Annotated in this window: 21 protein-coding genes; all 21 read left to right on the forward strand. The window is 42.4% G+C overall.

The annotated features are described in order from the left end of the window. Nucleotides 1–337 precede the first annotated feature (337 nt). The 21 genes from ilvB (at nt 338) to IGI68_RS08965 (ending at nt 20561) form a co-directional block, all read left to right on the forward strand. Nucleotides 338–2056, forward strand: a complete 1719-nt coding sequence (gene ilvB, locus IGI68_RS08865) for a biosynthetic-type acetolactate synthase large subunit (RefSeq protein WP_438732301.1) — start codon at nt 338–340, stop codon at nt 2054–2056. Further along, nucleotides 2053–2529 (forward strand): acetolactate synthase small subunit, encoded by a 477-nt coding sequence (gene ilvN, locus IGI68_RS08870; protein ID WP_071873608.1) that lies wholly within the window; start codon nt 2053–2055, stop codon nt 2527–2529. The genes ilvB and ilvN overlap by 4 nt, the downstream gene beginning before the upstream one ends. Before the next feature lie 40 nt (nt 2530–2569). Next, nucleotides 2570–3565, forward strand: a complete 996-nt coding sequence (ilvC, locus tag IGI68_RS08875) for a ketol-acid reductoisomerase (protein ID WP_438732304.1) — start codon at nt 2570–2572, stop codon at nt 3563–3565. Between the two features lie 19 nt (nt 3566–3584). Beyond that, entirely contained in the window at nt 3585–4841 is a 1257-nt protein-coding gene (ilvA, locus tag IGI68_RS08880; protein ID WP_438732306.1) for a threonine ammonia-lyase IlvA, read from the forward strand. 380 nt (nt 4842–5221) lie between these two features. Further along, nucleotides 5222–5623 (forward strand): type IV pilus modification PilV family protein, encoded by a 402-nt coding sequence (locus IGI68_RS08885; protein ID WP_438732308.1) that lies wholly within the window; start codon nt 5222–5224, stop codon nt 5621–5623. Then, complete coding sequence (locus IGI68_RS08890; RefSeq protein ID WP_438732310.1) at nt 5577–6056, forward strand: prepilin-type N-terminal cleavage/methylation domain-containing protein; 480 nt, start codon at nt 5577–5579, stop codon at nt 6054–6056. The genes IGI68_RS08885 and IGI68_RS08890 overlap by 47 nt, the downstream gene beginning before the upstream one ends. 5 nt (nt 6057–6061) lie before the next feature. Then, nucleotides 6062–7531 carry a pilus assembly PilX N-terminal domain-containing protein gene (locus tag IGI68_RS08895; protein WP_438732311.1) on the forward strand — a complete coding sequence of 490 codons (1470 nt, stop codon included), beginning with the start codon at nt 6062–6064 and terminating at the stop codon, nt 7529–7531. A gap of 13 nt (nt 7532–7544) precedes the next feature. Next, nucleotides 7545–9170: a GspE/PulE family protein gene (locus tag IGI68_RS08900; RefSeq protein WP_438732313.1), complete on the forward strand. Its 1626-nt coding sequence runs from the start codon at nt 7545–7547 to the stop codon at nt 9168–9170. Between the two features lie 14 nt (nt 9171–9184). Further along, entirely contained in the window at nt 9185–10198 is a 1014-nt protein-coding gene (locus IGI68_RS08905) for a type IV pilus twitching motility protein PilT (RefSeq protein ID WP_438732315.1), read from the forward strand. A gap of 29 nt (nt 10199–10227) precedes the next feature. Next, nucleotides 10228–11433 (forward strand): type II secretion system F family protein, encoded by a 1206-nt coding sequence (locus IGI68_RS08910; protein WP_438732317.1) that lies wholly within the window; start codon nt 10228–10230, stop codon nt 11431–11433. A gap of 90 nt (nt 11434–11523) precedes the next feature. Continuing rightward, nucleotides 11524–11889 (forward strand): type II secretion system protein, encoded by a 366-nt coding sequence (locus IGI68_RS08915; protein WP_438732319.1) that lies wholly within the window; start codon nt 11524–11526, stop codon nt 11887–11889. Nucleotides 11890–11953: 64 nt separating this feature from the next. Further along, nucleotides 11954–12697, forward strand: a complete 744-nt coding sequence (locus IGI68_RS08920; protein ID WP_438732321.1) for a prepilin peptidase — start codon at nt 11954–11956, stop codon at nt 12695–12697. A gap of 31 nt (nt 12698–12728) precedes the next feature. Further along, the gene (pilM, locus tag IGI68_RS08925; RefSeq protein WP_438732323.1) at nt 12729–13718 is read left to right on the forward strand and encodes a type IV pilus biogenesis protein PilM; all 990 of its coding nucleotides are present in this window, start codon (nt 12729–12731) and stop codon (nt 13716–13718) included. A gap of 6 nt (nt 13719–13724) precedes the next feature. Beyond that, nucleotides 13725–14261 (forward strand): hypothetical protein, encoded by a 537-nt coding sequence (locus IGI68_RS08930; protein ID WP_438732325.1) that lies wholly within the window; start codon nt 13725–13727, stop codon nt 14259–14261. After that, nucleotides 14258–14809, forward strand: a complete 552-nt coding sequence (locus IGI68_RS08935) for a hypothetical protein (RefSeq protein WP_438732327.1) — start codon at nt 14258–14260, stop codon at nt 14807–14809. Before IGI68_RS08930 ends, IGI68_RS08935 begins: the two co-directional genes overlap by 4 nt. A 643-nt stretch (nt 14810–15452) precedes the next feature. Further along, a complete protein-coding gene (locus tag IGI68_RS08940) occupies nt 15453–16493 on the forward strand; it encodes a hypothetical protein (RefSeq protein WP_438732328.1) in 1041 nt (346 codons plus the stop codon). Between the two features lie 13 nt (nt 16494–16506). Beyond that, entirely contained in the window at nt 16507–17766 is a 1260-nt protein-coding gene (locus IGI68_RS08945) for a tetratricopeptide repeat protein (RefSeq protein WP_438732330.1), read from the forward strand. Between the two features lie 9 nt (nt 17767–17775). Further along, on the forward strand, nt 17776–18330 hold the full coding sequence (locus tag IGI68_RS08950) for a YpiB family protein (RefSeq protein WP_438732332.1): 555 nt from the start codon (nt 17776–17778) through the stop codon (nt 18328–18330). Nucleotides 18331–18460: 130 nt separating this feature from the next. After that, nucleotides 18461–18784 (forward strand): nucleotide pyrophosphohydrolase, encoded by a 324-nt coding sequence (locus IGI68_RS08955; protein WP_071873867.1) that lies wholly within the window; start codon nt 18461–18463, stop codon nt 18782–18784. A gap of 4 nt (nt 18785–18788) precedes the next feature. Next, the gene (locus IGI68_RS08960) at nt 18789–20009 is read left to right on the forward strand and encodes a CCA tRNA nucleotidyltransferase (RefSeq protein ID WP_438732334.1); all 1221 of its coding nucleotides are present in this window, start codon (nt 18789–18791) and stop codon (nt 20007–20009) included. A gap of 99 nt (nt 20010–20108) precedes the next feature. Beyond that, entirely contained in the window at nt 20109–20561 is a 453-nt protein-coding gene (locus IGI68_RS08965; RefSeq protein ID WP_071873626.1) for a hypothetical protein, read from the forward strand. The last annotated feature ends 63 nt before the right edge of the window (nt 20562–20624 follow it).

The following is a 20624-nucleotide window of genomic DNA, read 5'->3' on the forward strand; positions in this document are numbered from 1 at the left end:
TGACAAAACTAATTGACTTTTAATAAAGTTAACTGTATATTATAAAGACATTAAAACAAATTCATTTAAGAGGAGACGATTTCGATGCAATTCACGAATGACCTATATTTATTAGTCATTATTATTAGGTAAAGGACTTAGAACACAGGGGAGCTACAATCCACTTGTTTGAGTCCTATTCGTGTTACGAAATGGGATTCTCGCAAAAGAGTATCCTATCTGATTGATAGAAGGATGCTCTTTTTTTATTCGATATTTTGTATTTTGGTAGATGAGAATTTCCACAACACAAATAGAAGAGATTGAATTGTTTACTTAAAAATTAGGAGGAATTTTGATGGAGAATAGACAAATTAAAGACGAAGCCCAACAATCGTACTCCGGTGCCCAACTGTTGTTGCGTTGTTTGGGACAACAGGACGTGGAAATGATCTTTGGTTATCCAGGTGGAGCCGTTTTACCAATTTACGATGCGTTATATGATGCGGAGATTCCGAATATTTTGACTCGTCATGAGCAAGGCGCGGTTCATGCGGCGCAAGGATACGCAAAATCGACTGGCAAGCCTGGTGTGGTGTTAGTGACGAGTGGTCCGGGTGCGACGAATGTGGTGACAGGGATTGCGGACGCGATGGCGGATTCAACACCGCTAGTCGTGATTACGGGGCAAGTGGCGAGTCCAGTGATTGGCAAGGATGCATTTCAAGAGGCGGATATCTTAGGAATTACCTTACCGATTACGAAACACAATTATCAAGTGCGCTGTATTGAAGATTTGGAACAAACGGTGGCAGAAGCATTTCATATTGCGACGACGGGGCGTAAGGGTCCAGTGGTGATTGATTTACCGAAGGATATGACCTTGGCAGTGACGGATAAAGTGCGTGAAGTGGCGCCGATTCAGATCGAAAGTTATCAACCAAATGTGAATCCTTCTGAGGGACAAATCAATAAATTGATGGCGCAATTGCAAAAGGCGAGTTGCCCAGTCCTTTTAGTAGGTGCTGGGGTGACGGCGGCTGGTGGCGAAGAATTGTTCCGAGCGTTTGTTGACAAATATCATATTCCGACGGTTTCGACGTTACTTGGTTTAGGAGTCTTGCCAAATGGCGCACCTGAGTTTTTAGGAATGGGTGGCATGCATGGGAGCTATGCGGCAAATATGGCGTTAGCGGAATGTGATTTTCTATTAAATATTGGCAGTCGCTTTGATGATCGCTTGGCAAGTTGTCCGCCAGAGTTTGCGCCGCATGCGACGATTGCCCATATTGATATTGATCCGGCTGAAATCGGCAAAGTGATTGATACGGATATTCCGATTGTTGGCGATGCAAAGGTAGCGTTAGAAAAACTTTTGGCGTATCCGTATCAACCGATTCAGATGACGCTTTGGCAAGAGCTTTGTCAACAACGCAAGAAGAGTTATCCGTTTACGTTTGATCGTGAGAACACGGACGAAATTAAGCCACAACGTTTGATTGAAAAAATCGGTGAAATGACGAAAGGCCAAGCGTATGTTGCGACAGATGTGGGTCAACATCAAATGTGGGTGGCGCAGTATTATCCCTTTAGCTTTGGACGCCAAATCATTACAAGTGGTGGCTTAGGAACGATGGGGTACGGAATTCCAGCTGGGATTGGCGTGCAGTTTGCACATCCGGACAAAGAAGTAATTGTGTTTGTTGGCGATGGCGGCTTCCAGATGACGAATCAAGAGTTAGCGATTTTGAATGAGTTTCAATTGAATGTGAAATTTATTTTGATTAATAATTCATCCTTGGGAATGGTTCGTCAGTGGCAAGAAAGTTTCCACGGCAATCGTCGTTCGGCGTCGGTCTTTACGAATCATCCTGACTTCATTAAATTAGCGGAAGCGTATGGCATTAAAGGGACGAAGTTAAGCAATCCGGCGACGTTTGAAGCTGAGCTGGAAGAAGCATTCACCTACAAAGGTCCGCAATTAATTGAAGTGGTGGTTTCGAGTAGTGAACATGTGCTACCGATGATTCCATCTGGGATGCCAAATCATAAAATGATTGGAGTGAAGGGCCAATGAGAAGAGTGATTGTTGCCTTAGTGGCGAATAAATCGGGTGTCCTCAGTCGGGTGACGAGTGTGTTAAATCGCCGCCAAGTAAATATTGAAAGTATTTCCGTTGGGGCGACAGAACAGTTCGAGTTGTCCCGCATGACAATTGTCGTGAATGTCTCTGATTTAGCGGAAGCTGAGCGGGTCATTAAGCAATTGAATAAACAAATTGAGGTATTAAAAGTTCTTGATATTACAGGAGACCCTCATATTGAAAGAGAATTGGCGTTAATTAAAGTCAATGCTCCCACAGCGATTCGCTCAGAGATTCAGGCGGTGATTGCCCCGTTTCGAGCAGATATCGTCGATGTGGCGCAAAAAAGCATTATGATTCAAGTTGTGGGAACGCATGAGAAGATTGATGCCTGTATTGAAGTGTTACGCCCCTATGGGTTAAAACAACTCGCTCGTACCGGAATTACCGGACTCGTTCGAGGATAGATGAAAAAATAAAAACAAAAACATATTGGAGGAATTGACAATGGTTAAAGTATATTATGATGAGAACGTGGCAACAGATGAATTAAAAGGGAAAACAATCGCGATCGTGGGTTACGGTTCACAAGGACATGCGCATGCGCAAAACTTACGCGATAATGGCCACAATGTCATCATTGGATTACGTGAAGGAAAATCAGCACAAGCAGCGAAAGAAGACGGCTTTGACGTTTTCCCAGTGAAAGAAGCTGCAGCGAAAGCCGATTTAATCATGATTTTAGCACCTGACGAAATCCAAGGCACACTTTACGAAAACGAAATTGCTCCAAGTTTAGAAGCAGGGAATTCTCTCGTCTTTGCCCATGGATTTAACGTTCATTTTGACGTGATTACACCCCCAGCGGATGTGGATGTCTTCTTAGTGGCACCAAAAGGCCCAGGACATTTAGTGCGTCGTACCTTTACAGAAGGCTTTGCGGTACCAGCGTTATATGCGGTCTACCAAGATGCAACAGGTAAAGCGCAAGAAACAGCTTTAGCGTATGCAAAAGGAATCGGAGCGACTCGTGTGGGCGTGTTAGAAACAACTTTCAAGGAAGAAACAGAAACGGATTTATTCGGAGAACAAGCGGTACTTTGTGGCGGGTTAACAAGTTTAATCGAAGCTGGATTTGAAACATTAGTCGAAGGGGGCTACCAACCAGAGCTTGCATATTTTGAAGTGTGTCATGAATTAAAATTAATCATCGACCTTATTTATGAAGGTGGATTCGGCAAAATGCGTGATTCAATCTCGAATACAGCGGAGTATGGCGACTATGTTTCTGGGCCACGTGTGATTACTTCCGATGTGAAAGATCGCATGAAAGATGTCTTAACGGATATCCAAAATGGGAACTTCGCGAAAGGTTTTGTCGATGATAATGCGAATGGCTTTGCGAACTTCAAACAAATGCGTCAAACACGTAAAGAACACCAAATTGAAACAGTTGGCGAAGAACTACGTAAAATGATGCCGTTTGTTAAATCAGCAGAGTAAGTAAAGCGAGGTGGACCTTTTGGAGTATGTGACGAAAGAACAGATTGAAGCAGCTTATGAAAGTTTTAAAGGAGCAGTCACGCATACTCCTTTGCAATACGATGCTTATTTGTCCCAAAAATATCAAGCCAATGTGTACTTGAAAAGAGAAGATTTACAAAAAGTGCGCTCGTTTAAATTACGTGGTGCGTATCATGCCATTCAACAACGAACAACCCTCGAGTTAAGTCGAGGGGTTGTTTGTGCGAGTGCAGGCAACCATGCGCAAGGCGTGGCGTATACGTGTCGTGAAAAACAAATTCAAGCAACGATTTTTATGCCGACAACGACTCCGCAACAAAAAGTGTCTCAAGTCGCCTTTTTTGGCGGTGATTGGGTGGATATTCGTCTTGTTGGTGATAATTTTGATCTATCGGCTCAAGCAGCGAAAGAATACGCAACCATACAAGGGATGCCCTTCATCGATCCGTTCAATGATCCAGCGATTATCGCCGGTCAAGGAACGGTGGCCCTTGAAATCATGGAAGACTTGCAGAAATTGCAAGTGACGCCTGATTTGGTGGTGTCTGCGATTGGTGGCGGAGGCTTAATTAGTGGCGTGAGTCGCTATGTCAAAGCCGTCAGCCCTCAAACGAAAGTCGTCGGTGTCGAGCCAAAAGGGGCAACGTCAATGCAAGCAGCCTTTGAGGCGGGCCATCCGGTGGCACTTGATCAAATTGATAAGTTTGTCGATGGTGCAGCTGTCAAAGAAGTCGGGAATCATAATTATGTTCACGCCAAAGCATTTGTCGATCAACTCATCGCCATTGATGAAGGGCAAGTTTGTGTGACGATTTTGGAACTCTATAGTAAACAAGCCATTGTGGCAGAGCCTGCCGGTGCACTCAGTGTCGCTGCGTTAGAAGAAATGCGCGAGGCGATCAAAGGCAAGACCATTGTTTGCATTATTAGTGGCGGAAACAATGACAGCAGTCGCATGGCTGAAATTGAAGAACGGGCCCTGATTTATCAAGGTTTAATGAATTATTTTGTGATTCATTTCCCGCAAAGACCAGGCGCGTTAAAAGAATTCGTTAATGACGTTCTCGGTCCCAATGATGACATCACGCGCTTTGAATACACGAAGAAAATCAATCGCGGTACCGGGCCGGTAATTCTGGGTGTGTTATCGAAACAAACAGCGGATTTACCCGATTTGTTTGCACGGATGCTCGCTTTTGATCCGAATTACATTAAATTAAATGAACATCCATCATTATTCACCTTGTTAGTGTAAAGGTATGCAAGACTAAAATTCATGAAAATCACTTCTCAATTAGAAAATTCTTTCTAATTAGGAAGTGATCTTTTTGTCTGAATGAGAGGGGGGAAAATAGGAATATTTAGTTAATATCGGAAATTTATGCTGTTATTTTTGGTGCGTAGTATCACAAACAATAAGAATATTATCGATAACGAAAGTAATGTTTGATAAACGTGCTAGAACAAAGCAACATCCATTGACATCATTGAACCCCAAGCTTATAATTCATTTATAAATATTCTAAATAAGAGAAAGATTCTAATCCAGGCGTAATGACAATGAAAACAGTCATGAATTGTTAATATTTGAACAAAAAGACGTTTTTATAAAAGATGAAAAGGACAATGAAAGTGATGAAACGAAAAAATAACAAAATTAGATGGTCCGATGAATCGGGTATGACGTTAGTCGAAGTCCTCGTCGCGATCGCGCTGATTTCGATGATTGTCACGACCTTTCTTTCTTTTTTTATTCAAGCGGCCAAAACAAATAATCGAACCAGTGATATCAATCGTGCGACGTTCATCGCACAAGCACACTTAGAAACACTCAATCAATACACGTCTTATTCGGAAATTGAGGAAGCGAAGTTGCTTGACGATCAAGAAGAACAAGGATTTTTCATTAAGACGACAATGGACAAGCCGGAAGATAACACAACAATGCTTTATCTGACAAAGGTCACAGTCACAAAGGGAGGAAAAGCCTATGCTGAAATGCAAACCTACCTCACGCTCACCACGCCCCCAAAATAAATGGTGGCGAGTTGATTTCAAAAGTGAAGCAGGCATTACCTTGGTCGAACTCCTGGCTGTCCTTGCGTTGTTGTCGATTATCATCGCATTAGTCGGTTCCGCGCATATGTTTGGCCAAAAGCAATACCGTAAGCAAGCGGCCATTGCGAGTCAATCGAACGAACTGACAATCGGCCTTGCGACAATGACCCGCGAGTTACGCAACTTAAAAGCCAACCAAGTTGAAGTCAAAGAGGGTGCGATTCTAATTGATGGTGTCGTGACGTTTTCACTGATTGACGAAGAACTTCGATCGAAAGAAGCCAGCGTCATCGCGCAGGATATTCAAACGTTCACTGCCACAAAATCAACAGACAAACCAAGTCTCACCATTGTCTTAATCGGCAAAAACGGTACAAAATATGAAACGATGATTTCTTTTAGGGGTGGTTAAGTCCGATGAATAAAAAAAGAAGCGAATGGGCTAACGAAGAAGGTAGCGCTCTCGTCTTAACATTAATGATTTTTTTAGTCTTAACCGTTTTAGCCACGTCCATTAGTTTTTTAACCGTCGGCAGTTTTCGCTTAAGTGACATTAACCGAGACGGCACTTCCGCCTTTTATATCGCCGAAGCCGGCGCCAAAAAAGCGTATGAAAAAGCCAGTCAAGAGGTGATGAAAACATATGAAGCGACAACGACAACGACTAGCAGCGACTTCTATGCGGCACTAGATGCCCTCTTTCTAAATGAACTAAATGAAGAAATTTCATTCGACAAACAATTCGGCGATGATGCAAAGGCCAACGTAACCTTCACCGGAAGCAGTAGCAATCCCGGGAAGTACACGCTAACCTCTACCGGCTCTGTCGGGGGGAAAACCCGAACCGTTCAAAAACAATTCGACGTCGCTTGGGTCGATAAAGGCGGATCAGGTGGGTTGCCGGCTTTGCCAGAGAATGCGGCGTTGATGACGAAGGGTAAGACAGATATTAAAGGGGCGTCATTAACTGGTAATATTTATACAACATCTACTGGAGATGGTAGTTTTATAATTGGAAATCCAAGTTTTAAAAATACGAAAATATTTTTTCCGATAGACGTTGACAAGAAAAAGCTATTTTCATACCCTGATTGGTATGAAAATGAAGGTCATCTGCCAGAACGTGAACCATTTGATTCTAAAAAAATTAAATGGTCAGATTATGATGCTTTATTTAGTAAAATAAAGATTCCCAAACAAACAAGTAATACAAAATCACTAGGAAATATCAATGCAGGTGGCAGCGACCCCTATACTTTAGAAATAACGACAAAAGAAATTTATATTCCGCAATTAATGATTGGTGGTTACATACCTTTTATTCTAGAACCAACATATGAAGATACGGTCATATTTGTTGATGATTGGAATACATCAGCAATTAGAGTTGAGATAAAAGGTGATAAAAAAGTAACGATTGTTGTTAAAAATGATTTGCAAATAGGAGGAACGCTATACTTTAACGCTGATAAAAATAAGATAGGATCACCAAATCAACTTAATTTAATTTATCTAGGGAACAATCATGTTACCTTGCCTGGTGGAGGTGGGGGATTAATTAATGCCAATATTATTATTGAAAAAGCAACTCTTAGTGCCAATACGACGAAAATTAATGGAATAATTTATTCTGGGGGATCTAAGGTTTCATTAGATGGATCAGCAAGTGGTTCTAAAATTATGTTGATTGCTCCTAAAGCAGAAGTCTTCATTTCTGGTTCTAACGATATGCTAGGAACTGTGATTGCTAATAATTTTACATTAAATTGGGGAAAATTAAACTACGCCCCCATCGACACTTCCGGCTTCCCAGTCGGATCAGGTGGTCCGTCAACGACACCAACACTAGAAGACTTACTTAAAAGTGGACCAATTTTAGAACAGTAAAGGATGTGAATACATGGAAACGACAGGAAAGAAAAAGCTCGGAGATTTATTAAAAGAAGCGGGTCTAGTGACGGAAGTTCAAATTCAGGACGTGCTGGCACAAAAGAAACGGGACCAAAAATTAGGCGATGCGTTGGTGGAACAAGGGTTTATTACCGAAAAGCAATTGCTAGATGTCTTAGAAATCCAATTGAAATTGGATAGTGTCTCCTTGTATCAGTATCCGATTGATATTTCGTTGACGAATTTAATTCAAAAAGATTTCGCTCGTAGCAAGTTATTACTCCCAATTAAAAAGGAAGATTCGCGTCTGATTGTGGCGATGAACGATCCGCTTGACTTTTATGCGATTGAAGAGTTAGAATTCTCGACGGGTTATGTGGTAATACCGGTGATTGCGACGCGCGATGACTTATTACAGACGATTAACCGGCTCTATGATTCGGAAGAGGTTTCGATTGAATACATTGAGGGGGAAGATGCCCCAGCGGTGAAAGTCTTCAATCAGTTACTGGAAACCGGGGTCTCACTAAAGGCGTCCGATATCCATCTGGATCAAACGGAACATCACGTGTTAGTGCGTTACCGGATTGACGGGGTGCTTCGTAGTGAGCGGCCGTTGCCGAAGTTGCTGATGAATTCGTTAGTGGCTCGGATTAAAATCATGGCGGGTGTGAACGTGACGGAATCTCGTTTGCCGCAAGATGGGCGGATTAGTACGAATATTTTAGGCAAAAAAGTCAATTTACGGGTTTCGACTTTGCCGACGGTGCATGGCGAAAAAGTCGTGATTCGGATTTTGGATCGCTCGAATGTCTTTAATAAAGTGTCCGATATTGGCTTAGAAGACGATACGTTGAAGGATTATCAAGCACTGATTAAGCAACCTTCAGGCTTGATTTTATTAACGGGTCCGACAGGTTCGGGGAAAACCTCAACGCTTTATGGGTCAATCAATGAATTAAATACCGTCGATAGTAATATTATTACAATTGAAGATCCGGTGGAGTATCAACTGGAAGGAATCAACCAAGTTCAAGTAAATAGTCCGATTGGTTTGACGTTTGCGGCTGGCTTGCGTTCGATTTTACGTCAAGACCCGAATATTATCATGGTCGGCGAAATTCGAGACCGCGAAACCGCTGAAAATAGTGTGCGGGCGGCCTTGACAGGTCACTTAGTCTTTAGTACGCTTCATACGAATAGTGCGATTGAAGCCGTTCCGCGTCTATTAGACATGGGTGTCGAGTCGTATTTGATTGTCTCTTCCTTAAGTGGTGTGATGGCGCAACGCCTGGTCAAAAAAGTCTGCAAGGACTGTGCGACGACGCGACCGGCAACCTTAGTGGAAAAAGACATTTTTGCACGACGTCACCAAACGATCGAACACATCACCTATGGCAAAGGGTGCGATGCTTGTCGTCAAACGGGGTACCGTGGACGCATGGCGATTCACGAGTTGATTGTCATGAATGAAGAATTGAAACAACTGATGATGAATAAAGCAACAATTCAAGAATTAAAAGCGCATATTCGACAAAAAGGAACACGCTTTTTGATTGATGATGGCTTAATTAAAGTCAAAGCAGGCAAAACGACACTGGAAGAAGTCCTTCGAGTCGCGGCTGCGGATGAATAAGGTAGAGGGATAGCATGCGAGTATTAGATGAGATATTAACGGAAGCCTATCACCAAAAGGCTTCTGATGTTCACCTCGTAACAGGAGCGCCACCAATTTATCGAATTGACGGCGTGCTGTTACCGCAAAAAAGCGAGGTTTTAACGTTTGAAACCACAAAAGCCTACGTGAAAGAGGTTTTAACGCCAACAATGTGGGAGACACTTGAGAAAAATCGCGAACTAGATTTTTCGTATGGGATTTCAGGGATCTCTCGGTTTCGAGTTAATGTGTTTTATCAACGCAATTCGTTGTCCTTGGCCTTTCGGATTATTACGACAAAGATTCCCAGTGTCGAAAGTTTGGGTATTCCAGAAATTACGAAATCGTTGATGGAAAAACCCCACGGCTTATTTTTAGTCACGGGACCTACAGGAAGCGGAAAGTCAACAACGCTTGCGGCTTTGCTTGATTATATGAATCAAACGATGAATCGCCACATTATTACGCTAGAAGATCCGATTGAATATTTGCATACGCATAAACAATCTATTATCGAACAACGTGAAGTCGGCTTTGACACGCTCTCCTTTAAAAATGGCTTGCGTGCCAGTCTCCGGCAAGACCCGGATGTCATTTTAGTCGGCGAGTTACGCGATTGGGAGACGATTTCGACGGCGATTACCGCTTCTGAAACAGGGCATCTCGTGCTCGGGACGCTACACACGTCTGATGCAGCCGGTAGTATTGAGCGGATGATTGATGTTTTCCCGCCGGAACAACGCAATCAAATTCGCATGATGTTGGCGAACGTCTTGCTCGGAATATTGTCGCAACGCTTATTGCCGACGATTCACGAAAAGGGACGGGTGGCAGCGACTGAAATGTTGATTAACAATAGTGCGGTCAAAAATTTGATTCGCAATGAAAAAATGCATCAGATTAAAAATGTCTTGCAAACGTCTGCGAGTCAAGGGATGCATACGATGGAAATGAGCATTCAACGTTTGATACTGGAAGAAAAAATCAGTCGTCTCGCGTATGAATAAAGCAAAAAGTTGAGAAAGGGGGGCTTGCATTGGCCGTATTTGCTTATAAAGCGAAGACCGAAGAAGGAAAAGTCACGCGTGGCAAGATCGAAGCAATGAGTAAAAAAGAAGCTTTAGCGGAGCTTGGTATGATGGATTTGATTGTCTTTGAAGTCGAGCCGTTGAACAGTTTCTTAAATACCGAAATTAATTTACGCTCCGGCTTAAAACCAAAAGACTTCATTATTTTCTTGCGGCAATTTGCGACACTGATTAGTGCCGGTATTTTACTAGTGGAGTCGCTCGACTTGTTAGCGGAACAAACGACGAATCCTCGGCTTAAAGCCATTTTAGAGGATTTGTCGACAGAAGTGCAAGAAGGCTCACCGCTTTCGGTTTCCATGAGTAAACATCCGGCAGTATTCCCGAATTTACTCATCCAAATGATTCAATCCGCCGAAGTCAGTGGTCGCTTAGAAGAAGTCTTAGAGCAAATGGCCAACTACTACGAAAAACAATACCGCAATAAACAAAAAGTCACGACAGCGATGACGTACCCAATCGTCGTGGGGGTCCTAGCCTTAGTCATCACCGCCTTTTTACTGATTTTTATCGTGCCAATCTTTGGTGAAATGTTTGCCTCCTTTGGCTCGGAATTACCGGCAATTACGCAAATGGTGCTTGGACTCAGTCAATGGTTTCAAAAATATTGGGTACTGATTCTCGTATTTTTGTTAGCGACTATCTTTTTATTACGCTATTTAAGTCAGCGTGATAAAATGGCGTATTCTTTTGATTACTTGCAGCTGAAAATCCCGATTATTGGGATGTTCCTGCAAAAAACGATCTTAGCCCGAATGACCCAAACCTTGAGTTCCTTACTCAATAGTTCGGTGCCCATCTTGCAAGCACTTGACGTAACGAGTCAAGTCGTCGACAATCGAGTCGTCGAAGAAGTCTTAATCGCCGCTAAAAAAGACGTCGAACAAGGCGAATCGCTCGCCAAACCGATGGAAGCACACTGGTTTTTCCCGAACTTGATCATTCAAATGATTAAAGTCGGTGAAGCAAGTGGATCCTTAGATGAGATGCTGAAAAAAGCATCCGACATCTATGAACAAGAAGTTGAAGAAGCTTCTGAAAAGTTACAATCGTTAATCGAACCCCTACTGATCGTCTTTTTATCGGTTATCGTAGGATTCATCGTATTATCGATTGTCATCCCAATGTTCGGCTTGTTCGAACAAATTCAATAGTACCACCCAACTTGAAGTAGATAATTTCGCGACAATAACCATTGCAGCGAGTGAAAATCTAAAAAAAATAGAAGAAAGAAGGAAATAGAAATGAGAAATAAACTGAAAAAGATTTGGAACAAAGAAGACGGCTTTACATTGGTGGAGCTACTAGGTGTAATTGTGATTTTGGGGATTATTTTAGCGATTGCCATTCCAGCGATTGGGAATATTGTGGATAATGCTACTACTAATACTGAAAAAAATCAAGCGGAATTAGTTGTTGATGCAGCTAAAATGTATGTTCTTGATAATGGAAATACTATACCTACTAGTGGAGAAATAACATCTACAGAGTTAGTAACAGCAGGATATTTAGAAAAAGCACCAAAGAAAGTATACACTGTAAAAATAACAAAAGATGGAAAGAATATAAAATATGACGCCGGTGCCGGTGCCGAAGTCGAAGTCGAATAACCCATCCAACTAATACCCTGAAAGACTCCATCTGGGGTCTTTCTTCTTGCATAGGAGTGTGCGTATGGCATTATCAATCATCTTGATATTTTTTATTTATGGGTTAGTGTTTGGTTCGTTCTTCAATGTCGTTGGGTTGCGGTTGCCGCTAAAGACGTTGTTTGCGCAAAATCGGTCGTATTGTGACACGTGTCAGCGAACGTTGACGTGGTCGGAATTGATTCCGGTGGTGTCGTATGTCTTGCAGCGCGGCAAGTGTCGCAAGTGCGGCGAGTCGATCTCGCTGATTTATCCGACGATGGAGCTTGCGACGGGGATTTTGGCAGCGTATACCTTTTACCGCTATGGATGGAGTCGCGAGTTGCTGTTTGGCTTGGTGCTAATCAGTCTGGTCATGCCGATCACGGTTTCTGATATCGCGTATCGCAAAATTCCGAATGCAATCTTGCTCTTTTTTAGTCCAATATTTTTCGTGTTACGCCTTGATGCACTTGGCGATGCACTGCTTGGAGCGCTTGTCGCGTTTGGCTTGCTGATGCTAATTGTCGTGTTGTCAAAAGGTGGCATGGGGCTAGGAGATGTCAAATACTTCACCTTACTCGGATTTGCATTTGGTCCGCTCGCATTTTTGTTGCTCTTTTTCTTGGCGACGTTATACGGGGCGCTGATTGGTGTGATCGTGTTACAAGTCAAAAAAACAGGCAGAAAAACGAAGATTCCGTTTGCGCCCTCGATTGGTTTAGCGACGTTTACCGTGTTTTATTACGGTGAAGCAATTATTCAGTGGTACCTATCTTATTTTTTATAAAAGCACTAGAGAGAACTATCGGAGGTGAACCATGAGATTAAGAAAAAAACCACATATTTATATTGAATTTTGGGAAAAAATGATTCGCTATCTAGCGGTTGATCCTTCGTCGCAGCAAATCATTGAAAAAGACGTACTGATTTTTGATGCTCAAATCGTCACGGAAGGAAAAATCACCAATCCATCGTTAGTCGAAAGTCGGCTGAAGATTTTGATGAATGAACGGAAGTGGCGCGGGGCGAAGACGTCGGTTGTTTTACCCGAAGACTTTGTTATCGTACGTGAAGAGCAAGTTCCAGGACAACTGACGGAAGCGGAAGTCAAAGATTACCTCGCCTTACATATGAATCAATTGATTCGCTCCCCGTTTAAACAAACGAGTTTTCATTTTGAAGTCTTGGAGCCGGGTGACGCGACGCAGACGATTTTGTTATTAATGTATTCAAGTGAGGTTATTCATCAGTATCAAGAATTGCTTGAAAATGTTGGCTTAACGCCGCAGGTTGCGGATTTATCGTCGTTGTGCTTGTATCGTATTTTGTTACACCAACAAGTATCGGAGCTTGATGAAACATCGCATCGCATGGTGTTACAATGGCATCCGACGCACAATATTATGACGGTTTTTCATGAACATCGCCCGAAATTCATTCGTTACTCGAAGGCTTCACGTCTCACAGAATTATGGGATATCGACCATGAAGGACGTTTTATCTGGACCGGTGAAACCGAGACGGTGGCGAATGCGACGGAGATCCGGATCGATAGTTTGGAACGGTTTATGGACTTTTATCGCTACTCCGTGATGAATGGGGAAGCAGGGATTACAGAGATTTACCTAACCGGAACCTTTCCACACTTAGAACAGGTTGAACAGCGACTGAACGAACGCTTTGCGCTTCCAATCCATCGCTTTTCACCAGTAGAATCGCTTGAAGAGCCGTATTTAACTTTGTATGGTTTGACGATGAAAGAAAAGAAAGCACCTACTCGCAAAAAGAAAAAAAGGAAAGGGGCGTAAGAGCCGATGTTTGAAATCAATTTTTTTGAAAAAAAACAAACGAATTACTTGCCCCATCTCATTGTCGGAATTTTTCTGGCACTGTTACTTTTATTGGCGGGGTATCTGACCGTTTCGTATAATGTCTATGTCAGTCAAGCCCGTTCAAACCGCGAGTGGCTCGTCCAAGAAGCCGAGGCGATTAGCATCTCACGGCAAATGGAAGAATACGATCGCTTGACGGACCAATTGACGGCCGATTATCCGCAGTTTCAAGCCTTGCAAATTCCGATTGCCCAAGTGTCGAGTGATTTGATTGCGCAATTGCCGGATGCCAATCAAGGGATTACCACGTTTGCGCTAGACGGTGTCAAACAAGCGACGATTGTCCTCGAAGACGTAGCGGTTGATGACGTTTCAACGACCATTACGCGCTTGCAAGCCTTGGATTTTGTGACGAATACAAACTTCATTCGTCTTGACCGGGCAGAAGAGAGTGCCTTTGGAGCAGAAGTCAGTGTCGAATTAAACGAAGCACAACTGAAAGCGGAGGTGCAGCCATGATGTTAAAATGGAATCGCCTCGCAGTTATCCTTGTATTTGGCCTAACGTCAGTGTTGGTTCTAGTGGCATTTTACGGCAATTATTTTTTCTTAACCGGCGTCCGAGAACAAGCCCAACAAGTGAGTCAAGTGGTCGACAAGCAAAAAGACTTGTTAGCGACTTATCCACCAGACGAAACGGAATTGGCGACGTATCAGAGTTTGTATGAAGAAACCCAACAGTTCTTACCAGAAGGCGAACAAATGAATGCGGAGTTGTTGCGCTTAGAAGCGTTGGCGACGGTGGAAAACGTGACGATTTCAAGTGTTTCGCGCGTCGAAGCGGCGTTGCCTGTCGAAGAGATTGATGGCAATTACTTCAAGAGCCGATACCAAGTCGAAATGACGAGTGCCCAACCTGAAAACATGCAAGCATTGCTTGAAGGCGTGCGCACGTTTGAACGAATTTGGAATGTCACAAACTTTACGTTTACCAAAGCTGGCGAGACAGATTATAGCGGCAGTTTTGCCTTTGAAGTCTTTTATCACAACGAACGAGCGGCCGAGTAAAATAGTCGTCACCTTTTAACATGAAGTGGTCTGAGACAACGCTTGAACCAAAAACGCAATCCAAGCTGATGGGATTGCGTTTTTTGATTGTATAAATTTTAGTGTTGATGACTGATATTCGAATTATTCTTCCACACTTTTTCTTAGGTATATTATTTTAGTGTCGATGCATACATCGCTCAACTATTTTCTTTGATTACTTCTTTCATTTTTTTGAAAAAAAAAGCATCAAAAAGAGAAGCGACACTAGCGAACCGGAGAAAAATGCCTTGTGTCAGCTGCAGTAAAAGACGAAATGTGAATTACTCTAGGTTTGTGCTTGAGCACTTACCTAGAGTTTGAAGCTTTCGAGCTGAGAGTCACGCGGAGGCCTGATACTGTATCCGTAACTCGCTTTGCTCGAACGGCTTCAGCAACCTAGACTCGAAGCGGTCTCGCAGCCTCACACACAAGGCAATTTTTCGTAGGGGAGCGCGAGATTTCATCAACACAATTTGTCGAAGAGCCCGTTTTTTTATGAACCCAACATAAAATGCTCGTACATGTTTTGGTCTCTGAAAGGCGCTATGTTATAATCATTAAGAAGAGAAAGAACGACGAAAGGATTGTTCGACTTTCAATCAAGATTCGAGGTGGTGATAAGATGCAGATGACCTATCAACAAGCAGGCCTTGCGACAACGATTACGTATGGCGAAATTTTGACCAGCAGTATCCAACCAGCAATGTATCAGGACAAGGCGGTGATTGTCATCACCAACCAGCGCTATTATGATCACTTTTTTGAGAAAATTCAAGGCGTCTTTGCTGAAACAACGGTCGATTGGTATATTTGTCGCAACCAACTGTATGCCAATACCTTGGATGAATGGATGGGATTATTAGATTATTTAGAACGTTTTTCGACTCAAAAAGAGTATTTAATCATTGCCATCGGAAATGTTGGCGTCGTCGAATTAACCGGTTTTTTACAAAAAGTGAGTTTGTTGAAGAGTACGTTTTGGGTGATTCCCGTTTCCTTTCAAAGTTACGCTCAAGCACTCGTTGCGGCGCGCACGATTTGCCGGCAACCGAGTTTGGCGATTTTAAAACAACTCAATTTACCCGAAAATATTTTCCTTGATCAAACGATGCTCTCGCCACAAAAAGATGGACGGTTGATTGATTTACAAGTTTTCATTCGGACGGCTGTTGTCTGTGATTATCCGTTACTGCAGCGGTTGTTTAAAGAATATCCGAATCAAAAACAACTGCAAGTCACCAATTTTACGGCGTTAATCGAAGAACTGACCGATTATTATCAAGAGGCTTCCGAGGAAATCGAATCCTACGGTCGCGTCTTTGAAGAAGCGTTCTATCTCACGACCAATGGCCATTTTCTTTCCGAAAACATGAAACGTTTTTTAGGGTTTTTGATGCATTTTTTCTGGAATGCCGTGGAAGAATCTTGGGACTTTCGCTGCGATAATTTTCTCATCTGGCTCCAACATTTAGGCTTTCCCATTCAATTCCCGACGCAAATTTCGATGGCGGAATATTTGGAGAACGTGCTAACATTAGTCGGAGAAGCAGGGACGCTCCTCACGTTACGCAAAGTTGGGGAACGAGGAGAGGCAAAAGTCGTCACGCAACAGCGCTTAATCGAAGCGTTTGAAAACTATCAAAAAATATGTGAACAACTATAAGGAGCTATGAACGATGACACACAGTGAACAAATGATGGCCGCTATCCAAAACGAAGATTTGGTTCAAGCGCAAATTGAATTGAACGAAGCAATCAAAACAGATGATTCTGAGACGCTGATTGAGCTTGGGGAAGTCTTACTCTCGATTGGCTTTTTGGAAGAAGCAACCAGTGTCTACGAGACGTTAATCAAACGATTACCCGAAGAAGCGGCGGCTTTCTTGATCCCGTTAGCGGAAATCGCGATTGAAAACAACGAAATCGAAGAAGCTTTTGAACAGTTAGAAAAAATTGACAAAGACAACCCTTATTATCCGCAGTCGCTACTGGTAACCGCGGATTTGTATCAAATCTTAGGGATTCCTGAAGTCAGTGAAGCAAAATTACAAGAAGCGAAGACCCTTCTTCCTGACGAGCCGATGATTGATTTTGCCTTTGCAGAATTGTATTTTTCAAACCAACAATATGGCGAAGCGCACGGCTATTATCAAGCGTTACTCGATGCGAAAATTCCAGAAGTACTCGGTATTTCAATGATTGAACGCATCGGCACGTTACTGAGTATGCAAGGGCAGTTTGAAGCAGCCATTCCGTATTTAGAGTCGGCCATTCAAGAAAAAGAGACACCGGATTCTTTATTCCAACTAGCATTCGTCTATTTGCAAATCGACGAAAATGAAAAAGCAATTCCGTTACTCGAAACGATTCGTCAACTTGATCCACAATACCAAGGTGTTTATTTATACTTAGCCGAAGCGTTGCAAAAAGAAGAACGCATTGAAGAAGCGCAAGAAGTGATTGAAGCAGGAATTGCCCAAAATCCTTATCAAGTGGAATTTTATCACTTTGCCTCTGAAAATAGTTACCGCCTGCATGATAGTGAGAAAGCGGAACGTTTCTTAATTGACGCACTTGAAACCGGTGAAAAAGAAGATGAAACACGACTGATCTTAAGTAACTTGTATCTGAATGAAGAAATGTACGAAGAAGCAATCGAAGTGATTGAAGGCTTAGAAAATCCGGATCATCCGTATGCGTTATGGAACTTAGCACAAGCCCATTATCATTTAGAAGATTATCACCTTGCTGCAAAATACTACGACGAAGCGAGTGATTTATTAAGTGAAGACGCGGAATTCTTAAAAGAATATGGCTTGTTCTTACGAGAAGAAGGCCGTTTACGCGAAGCCAAAACAATTTTAACCACGTATCTTCAATTTGAACCAGGAGATTTAGAAGCTCTCTCCATTTTAGAAGACTTACTAGAAAGGTAGGCGTTAAGGATGGCAATCGATATTCAAGATAAAAAGCGTTTTTTAACGTGGTTGATTACCCATGAGTTTTTTACCCGTCGTGAAGTGTCCTGGATTTTAAATTATTTAGTCTTACACGAGACGATTTTAAAACAAGTGCATTTTGTGGAATCAGCACAAAGTACGCCTCGTGGAATCTCAATCAAGAGTTCTTCCGTTTCTGACCAATCGATTACCTTATTTTTAGGCGAGCGACAATACCAAGATAGTGATCAAATTTTTCATGAAATTCGCTTTAACTGGCAAAAACCACTCTACTTAGAGTGTATCTTCCCCGAATCGTGGAATAACGAATTATACTTAGCCGTTTTAGAAGACAATCCGTACCACAAATGGAATGATTCCATGGATCCAACGGTTGTGGAACGTGTCGATCGCTTCTTCCATCAAATGGAAATCGAGAACGAGCTTCAAGGGCTGTATCAAAAAATCGACGAGTCACTTGAAAAAGCCGATCAACTCCAATTTAATTACTTAACGAAGAAAGTCAAAGAGTTACTACGGCAAAAAGAAGAAGCGACCTAATGACGGTTGCTTTTTCTTTTTGCTGAAAATGGCTTAAGCAATCGACTTTTTCTAGGCAAGGGAGGCTTCTTTTGATACTATAGAAAATGAGGTGAGGAAAGTGCAAGAAGAACAACAAACGTTGGCTGCGATGCAACAAGAAGTCGACGATTATATCCAACAATTTAAAGCCGGGTATTTTTCGCCCTTAGCCTTAATGGCTCGTATCACCGAAGAAGTCGGGGAGTTGGCGCGCGAGGTCAACCATACGTACGGCGAAAAACAAAAAAAAGCGACAGAAGCGCCCAATAGTGTCGCGGAAGAATTAGGGGATGTCTTGATTAATACAATCATTATGGCCAATGCCTTAGAGATTGATTTAACGTCGGTCTTTGAACAAAATATGACAAAATTTCAGCGTCGCGATCACTACCGTTTTGAACGAATCGATGGCCGCACGAAAGATGAGGAGTGACAATTTGAAATTAACTCAATTACCATTAGAATATCAAAAAGCACTTCCTCTGCTTAAAAAAATCGAAGAAGCGGGATTTGAAGGATACTTCGTTGGCGGAAGTGTGCGGGATGTGCTCCTTGGTCAACCCATTCATGACGTGGATATTGCGACGAGTGCCTTTCCAGCTGAGATTAAACAAATTTTCCCTCGGACGATTGATATCGGGATTGAACACGGGACGGTACTAGTCTTAGACGGCGACGAAAGTTATGAAATCACGACGTTTCGAACAGAATCGACGTATCAAGATTTTCGCAGACCCGATCAGGTTGCGTTCGTGCGCTCCTTAGAAGAAGATTTGCAGCGCCGTGATTTTACGATCAATGCCTTTGCTTTAAAAGAAGATGGTGCCATCGTTGATTTATTTGGTGGGCTAAACGATTTAGACAATCAGGTTTTACGAGCAGTCGGAAATCCTTACGAACGCTTCCATGAAGATGCGTTGCGGATGATCCGTGGCTTACGTTTTGTCAGTCAACTAGGATTTACGTTAGAAGAAAAGACGAAAGCCTCGATTATCGAAAATCATGCATTACTGGCTAAGATTTCGGTGGAACGAATCACCGTCGAGTTCGTAAAATTACTCTTAGGAAAAAATCGTCGTCTAGGGGTCGAAATGCTCGTTGAAACAAATTGTTACCACTATTGTCCCGGATTAGCCGAGCACAAAGCAGGGTTACAACGCTTTGCGGAACTGCCAAGCATACCGTTAACAAATGAGATTCAAGCGTGGACCTTATTGATTGACCAATTAGGCTTACCATCAGACGCCATTCGTTCTTTCTTAAAAGGCTGGAAATGTTCTAATCAGCTCATCCGCAGTGTCCAACAAGCGTTTAAAGGACTCCAGTGGCGCAAAACGCAAGCTTATACGCACGTGTTATTGTACGAATTACAAGTCGAAACGATTGCGATTGTGGAAAGTCTTTTGCCGTATTATGGCTTGGAAAATCAAGCACTGCACTTCATCGCCGCGTATGAAGCATTACCAATCAAAGCCTTAACCGATTTGGCTGTGAATGGCACGATTTTGATGGAAACCTTCAACAAAAAAGGCGGCATCTGGTTGAAAGAAGCGTTACTCGCATGCGAAACAGCTGTTATTAATCAGGAGGTCGTAAACGAACAAGCGGCCCTCTTAGAATTCTTGCAAGAGACCCAGTCACACCTTGTTTCTTTGTGAAAAAAGAATTAAACGGTTATCGAGTTTACGCTTAAAGATTGTTATGTTAAACTAGAGATGTAAACATTTAATAAACAAAATCAGTGAGGAGCGTTCAATATGGCAAGAGAAATGAAAGCTTTAAAAATTTTATTCCGTAATGGCGAAACATGGACAATTGACCGTCGTTACATTGGTGATTTATGGATCAAACAAATCACAACAAGCTTCGGACGAATCAAAGGAAGCGAATTCGTTGAAATTCATCCTTGTGAAGGATTCAAAATTGAAATTTATGCAGAAGGCGATCATGTTAAAACACACGATATCAACCTTGGCGGCTTAGAGCTAGGAATGTTTTCACGTGCGTTAAAATATGAAGATATCGAACGCATGGAAATCATTTATCAAACAGGAACACCTGATTTGGTTTACTTCCCATACAAAGATAAAACAACTGAAGGATTAGACAATGAATACCAATCTACTCGTGTCAGTGAAAAAACGAAGAGCCTTTATATCGTAATCGATCCTAAACAAACAGTCGATGACGTATACGGTGAATTCTTTTAAGCAACCCGTCTAAATCATTAAGGGGCTATCCATCGTTCAAGCTCCTATCTTGTGAAACGCTAA

The organism is Enterococcus sp. DIV1314a (genome assembly GCF_051713805.1).
In the GTDB taxonomy this organism is placed as follows: domain Bacteria; phylum Bacillota; class Bacilli; order Lactobacillales; family Enterococcaceae; genus Enterococcus_I; species Enterococcus_I aquimarinus.

Excerpts from the sequence above, each read along its gene's own strand:
- ilvB (WP_438732301.1), top strand. The coding sequence starts at position 338 with ATGGAGAATAGACAAATTAAAGACGAAGCCCAACAATCGTACTCCGGT.
- ilvN (WP_071873608.1), top strand. The coding sequence starts at position 2,053 with ATGAGAAGAGTGATTGTTGCCTTAGTGGCGAATAAATCGGGTGTCCTC.
- ilvC (WP_438732304.1), top strand. The coding sequence starts at position 2,570 with ATGGTTAAAGTATATTATGATGAGAACGTGGCAACAGATGAATTAAAA.
- IGI68_RS08885 (WP_438732308.1), top strand. The coding sequence starts at position 5,222 with ATGAAACGAAAAAATAACAAAATTAGATGGTCCGATGAATCGGGTATG.
- IGI68_RS08890 (WP_438732310.1), top strand. The coding sequence starts at position 5,577 with ATGCTGAAATGCAAACCTACCTCACGCTCACCACGCCCCCAAAATAAA.
- IGI68_RS08895 (WP_438732311.1), top strand. The coding sequence starts at position 6,062 with ATGAATAAAAAAAGAAGCGAATGGGCTAACGAAGAAGGTAGCGCTCTC.
- IGI68_RS08900 (WP_438732313.1), top strand. The coding sequence starts at position 7,545 with ATGGAAACGACAGGAAAGAAAAAGCTCGGAGATTTATTAAAAGAAGCG.
- IGI68_RS08905 (WP_438732315.1), top strand. The coding sequence starts at position 9,185 with ATGCGAGTATTAGATGAGATATTAACGGAAGCCTATCACCAAAAGGCT.
- IGI68_RS08915 (WP_438732319.1), top strand. The coding sequence starts at position 11,524 with ATGAGAAATAAACTGAAAAAGATTTGGAACAAAGAAGACGGCTTTACA.
- IGI68_RS08920 (WP_438732321.1), top strand. The coding sequence starts at position 11,954 with ATGGCATTATCAATCATCTTGATATTTTTTATTTATGGGTTAGTGTTT.
- pilM (WP_438732323.1), top strand. The coding sequence starts at position 12,729 with ATGAGATTAAGAAAAAAACCACATATTTATATTGAATTTTGGGAAAAA.
- IGI68_RS08930 (WP_438732325.1), top strand. The coding sequence starts at position 13,725 with ATGTTTGAAATCAATTTTTTTGAAAAAAAACAAACGAATTACTTGCCC.
- IGI68_RS08935 (WP_438732327.1), top strand. The coding sequence starts at position 14,258 with ATGATGTTAAAATGGAATCGCCTCGCAGTTATCCTTGTATTTGGCCTA.
- IGI68_RS08940 (WP_438732328.1), top strand. The coding sequence starts at position 15,453 with ATGCAGATGACCTATCAACAAGCAGGCCTTGCGACAACGATTACGTAT.
- IGI68_RS08945 (WP_438732330.1), top strand. The coding sequence starts at position 16,507 with ATGACACACAGTGAACAAATGATGGCCGCTATCCAAAACGAAGATTTG.
- IGI68_RS08950 (WP_438732332.1), top strand. The coding sequence starts at position 17,776 with ATGGCAATCGATATTCAAGATAAAAAGCGTTTTTTAACGTGGTTGATT.
- IGI68_RS08955 (WP_071873867.1), top strand. The coding sequence starts at position 18,461 with ATGCAACAAGAAGTCGACGATTATATCCAACAATTTAAAGCCGGGTAT.
- IGI68_RS08965 (WP_071873626.1), top strand. The coding sequence starts at position 20,109 with ATGGCAAGAGAAATGAAAGCTTTAAAAATTTTATTCCGTAATGGCGAA.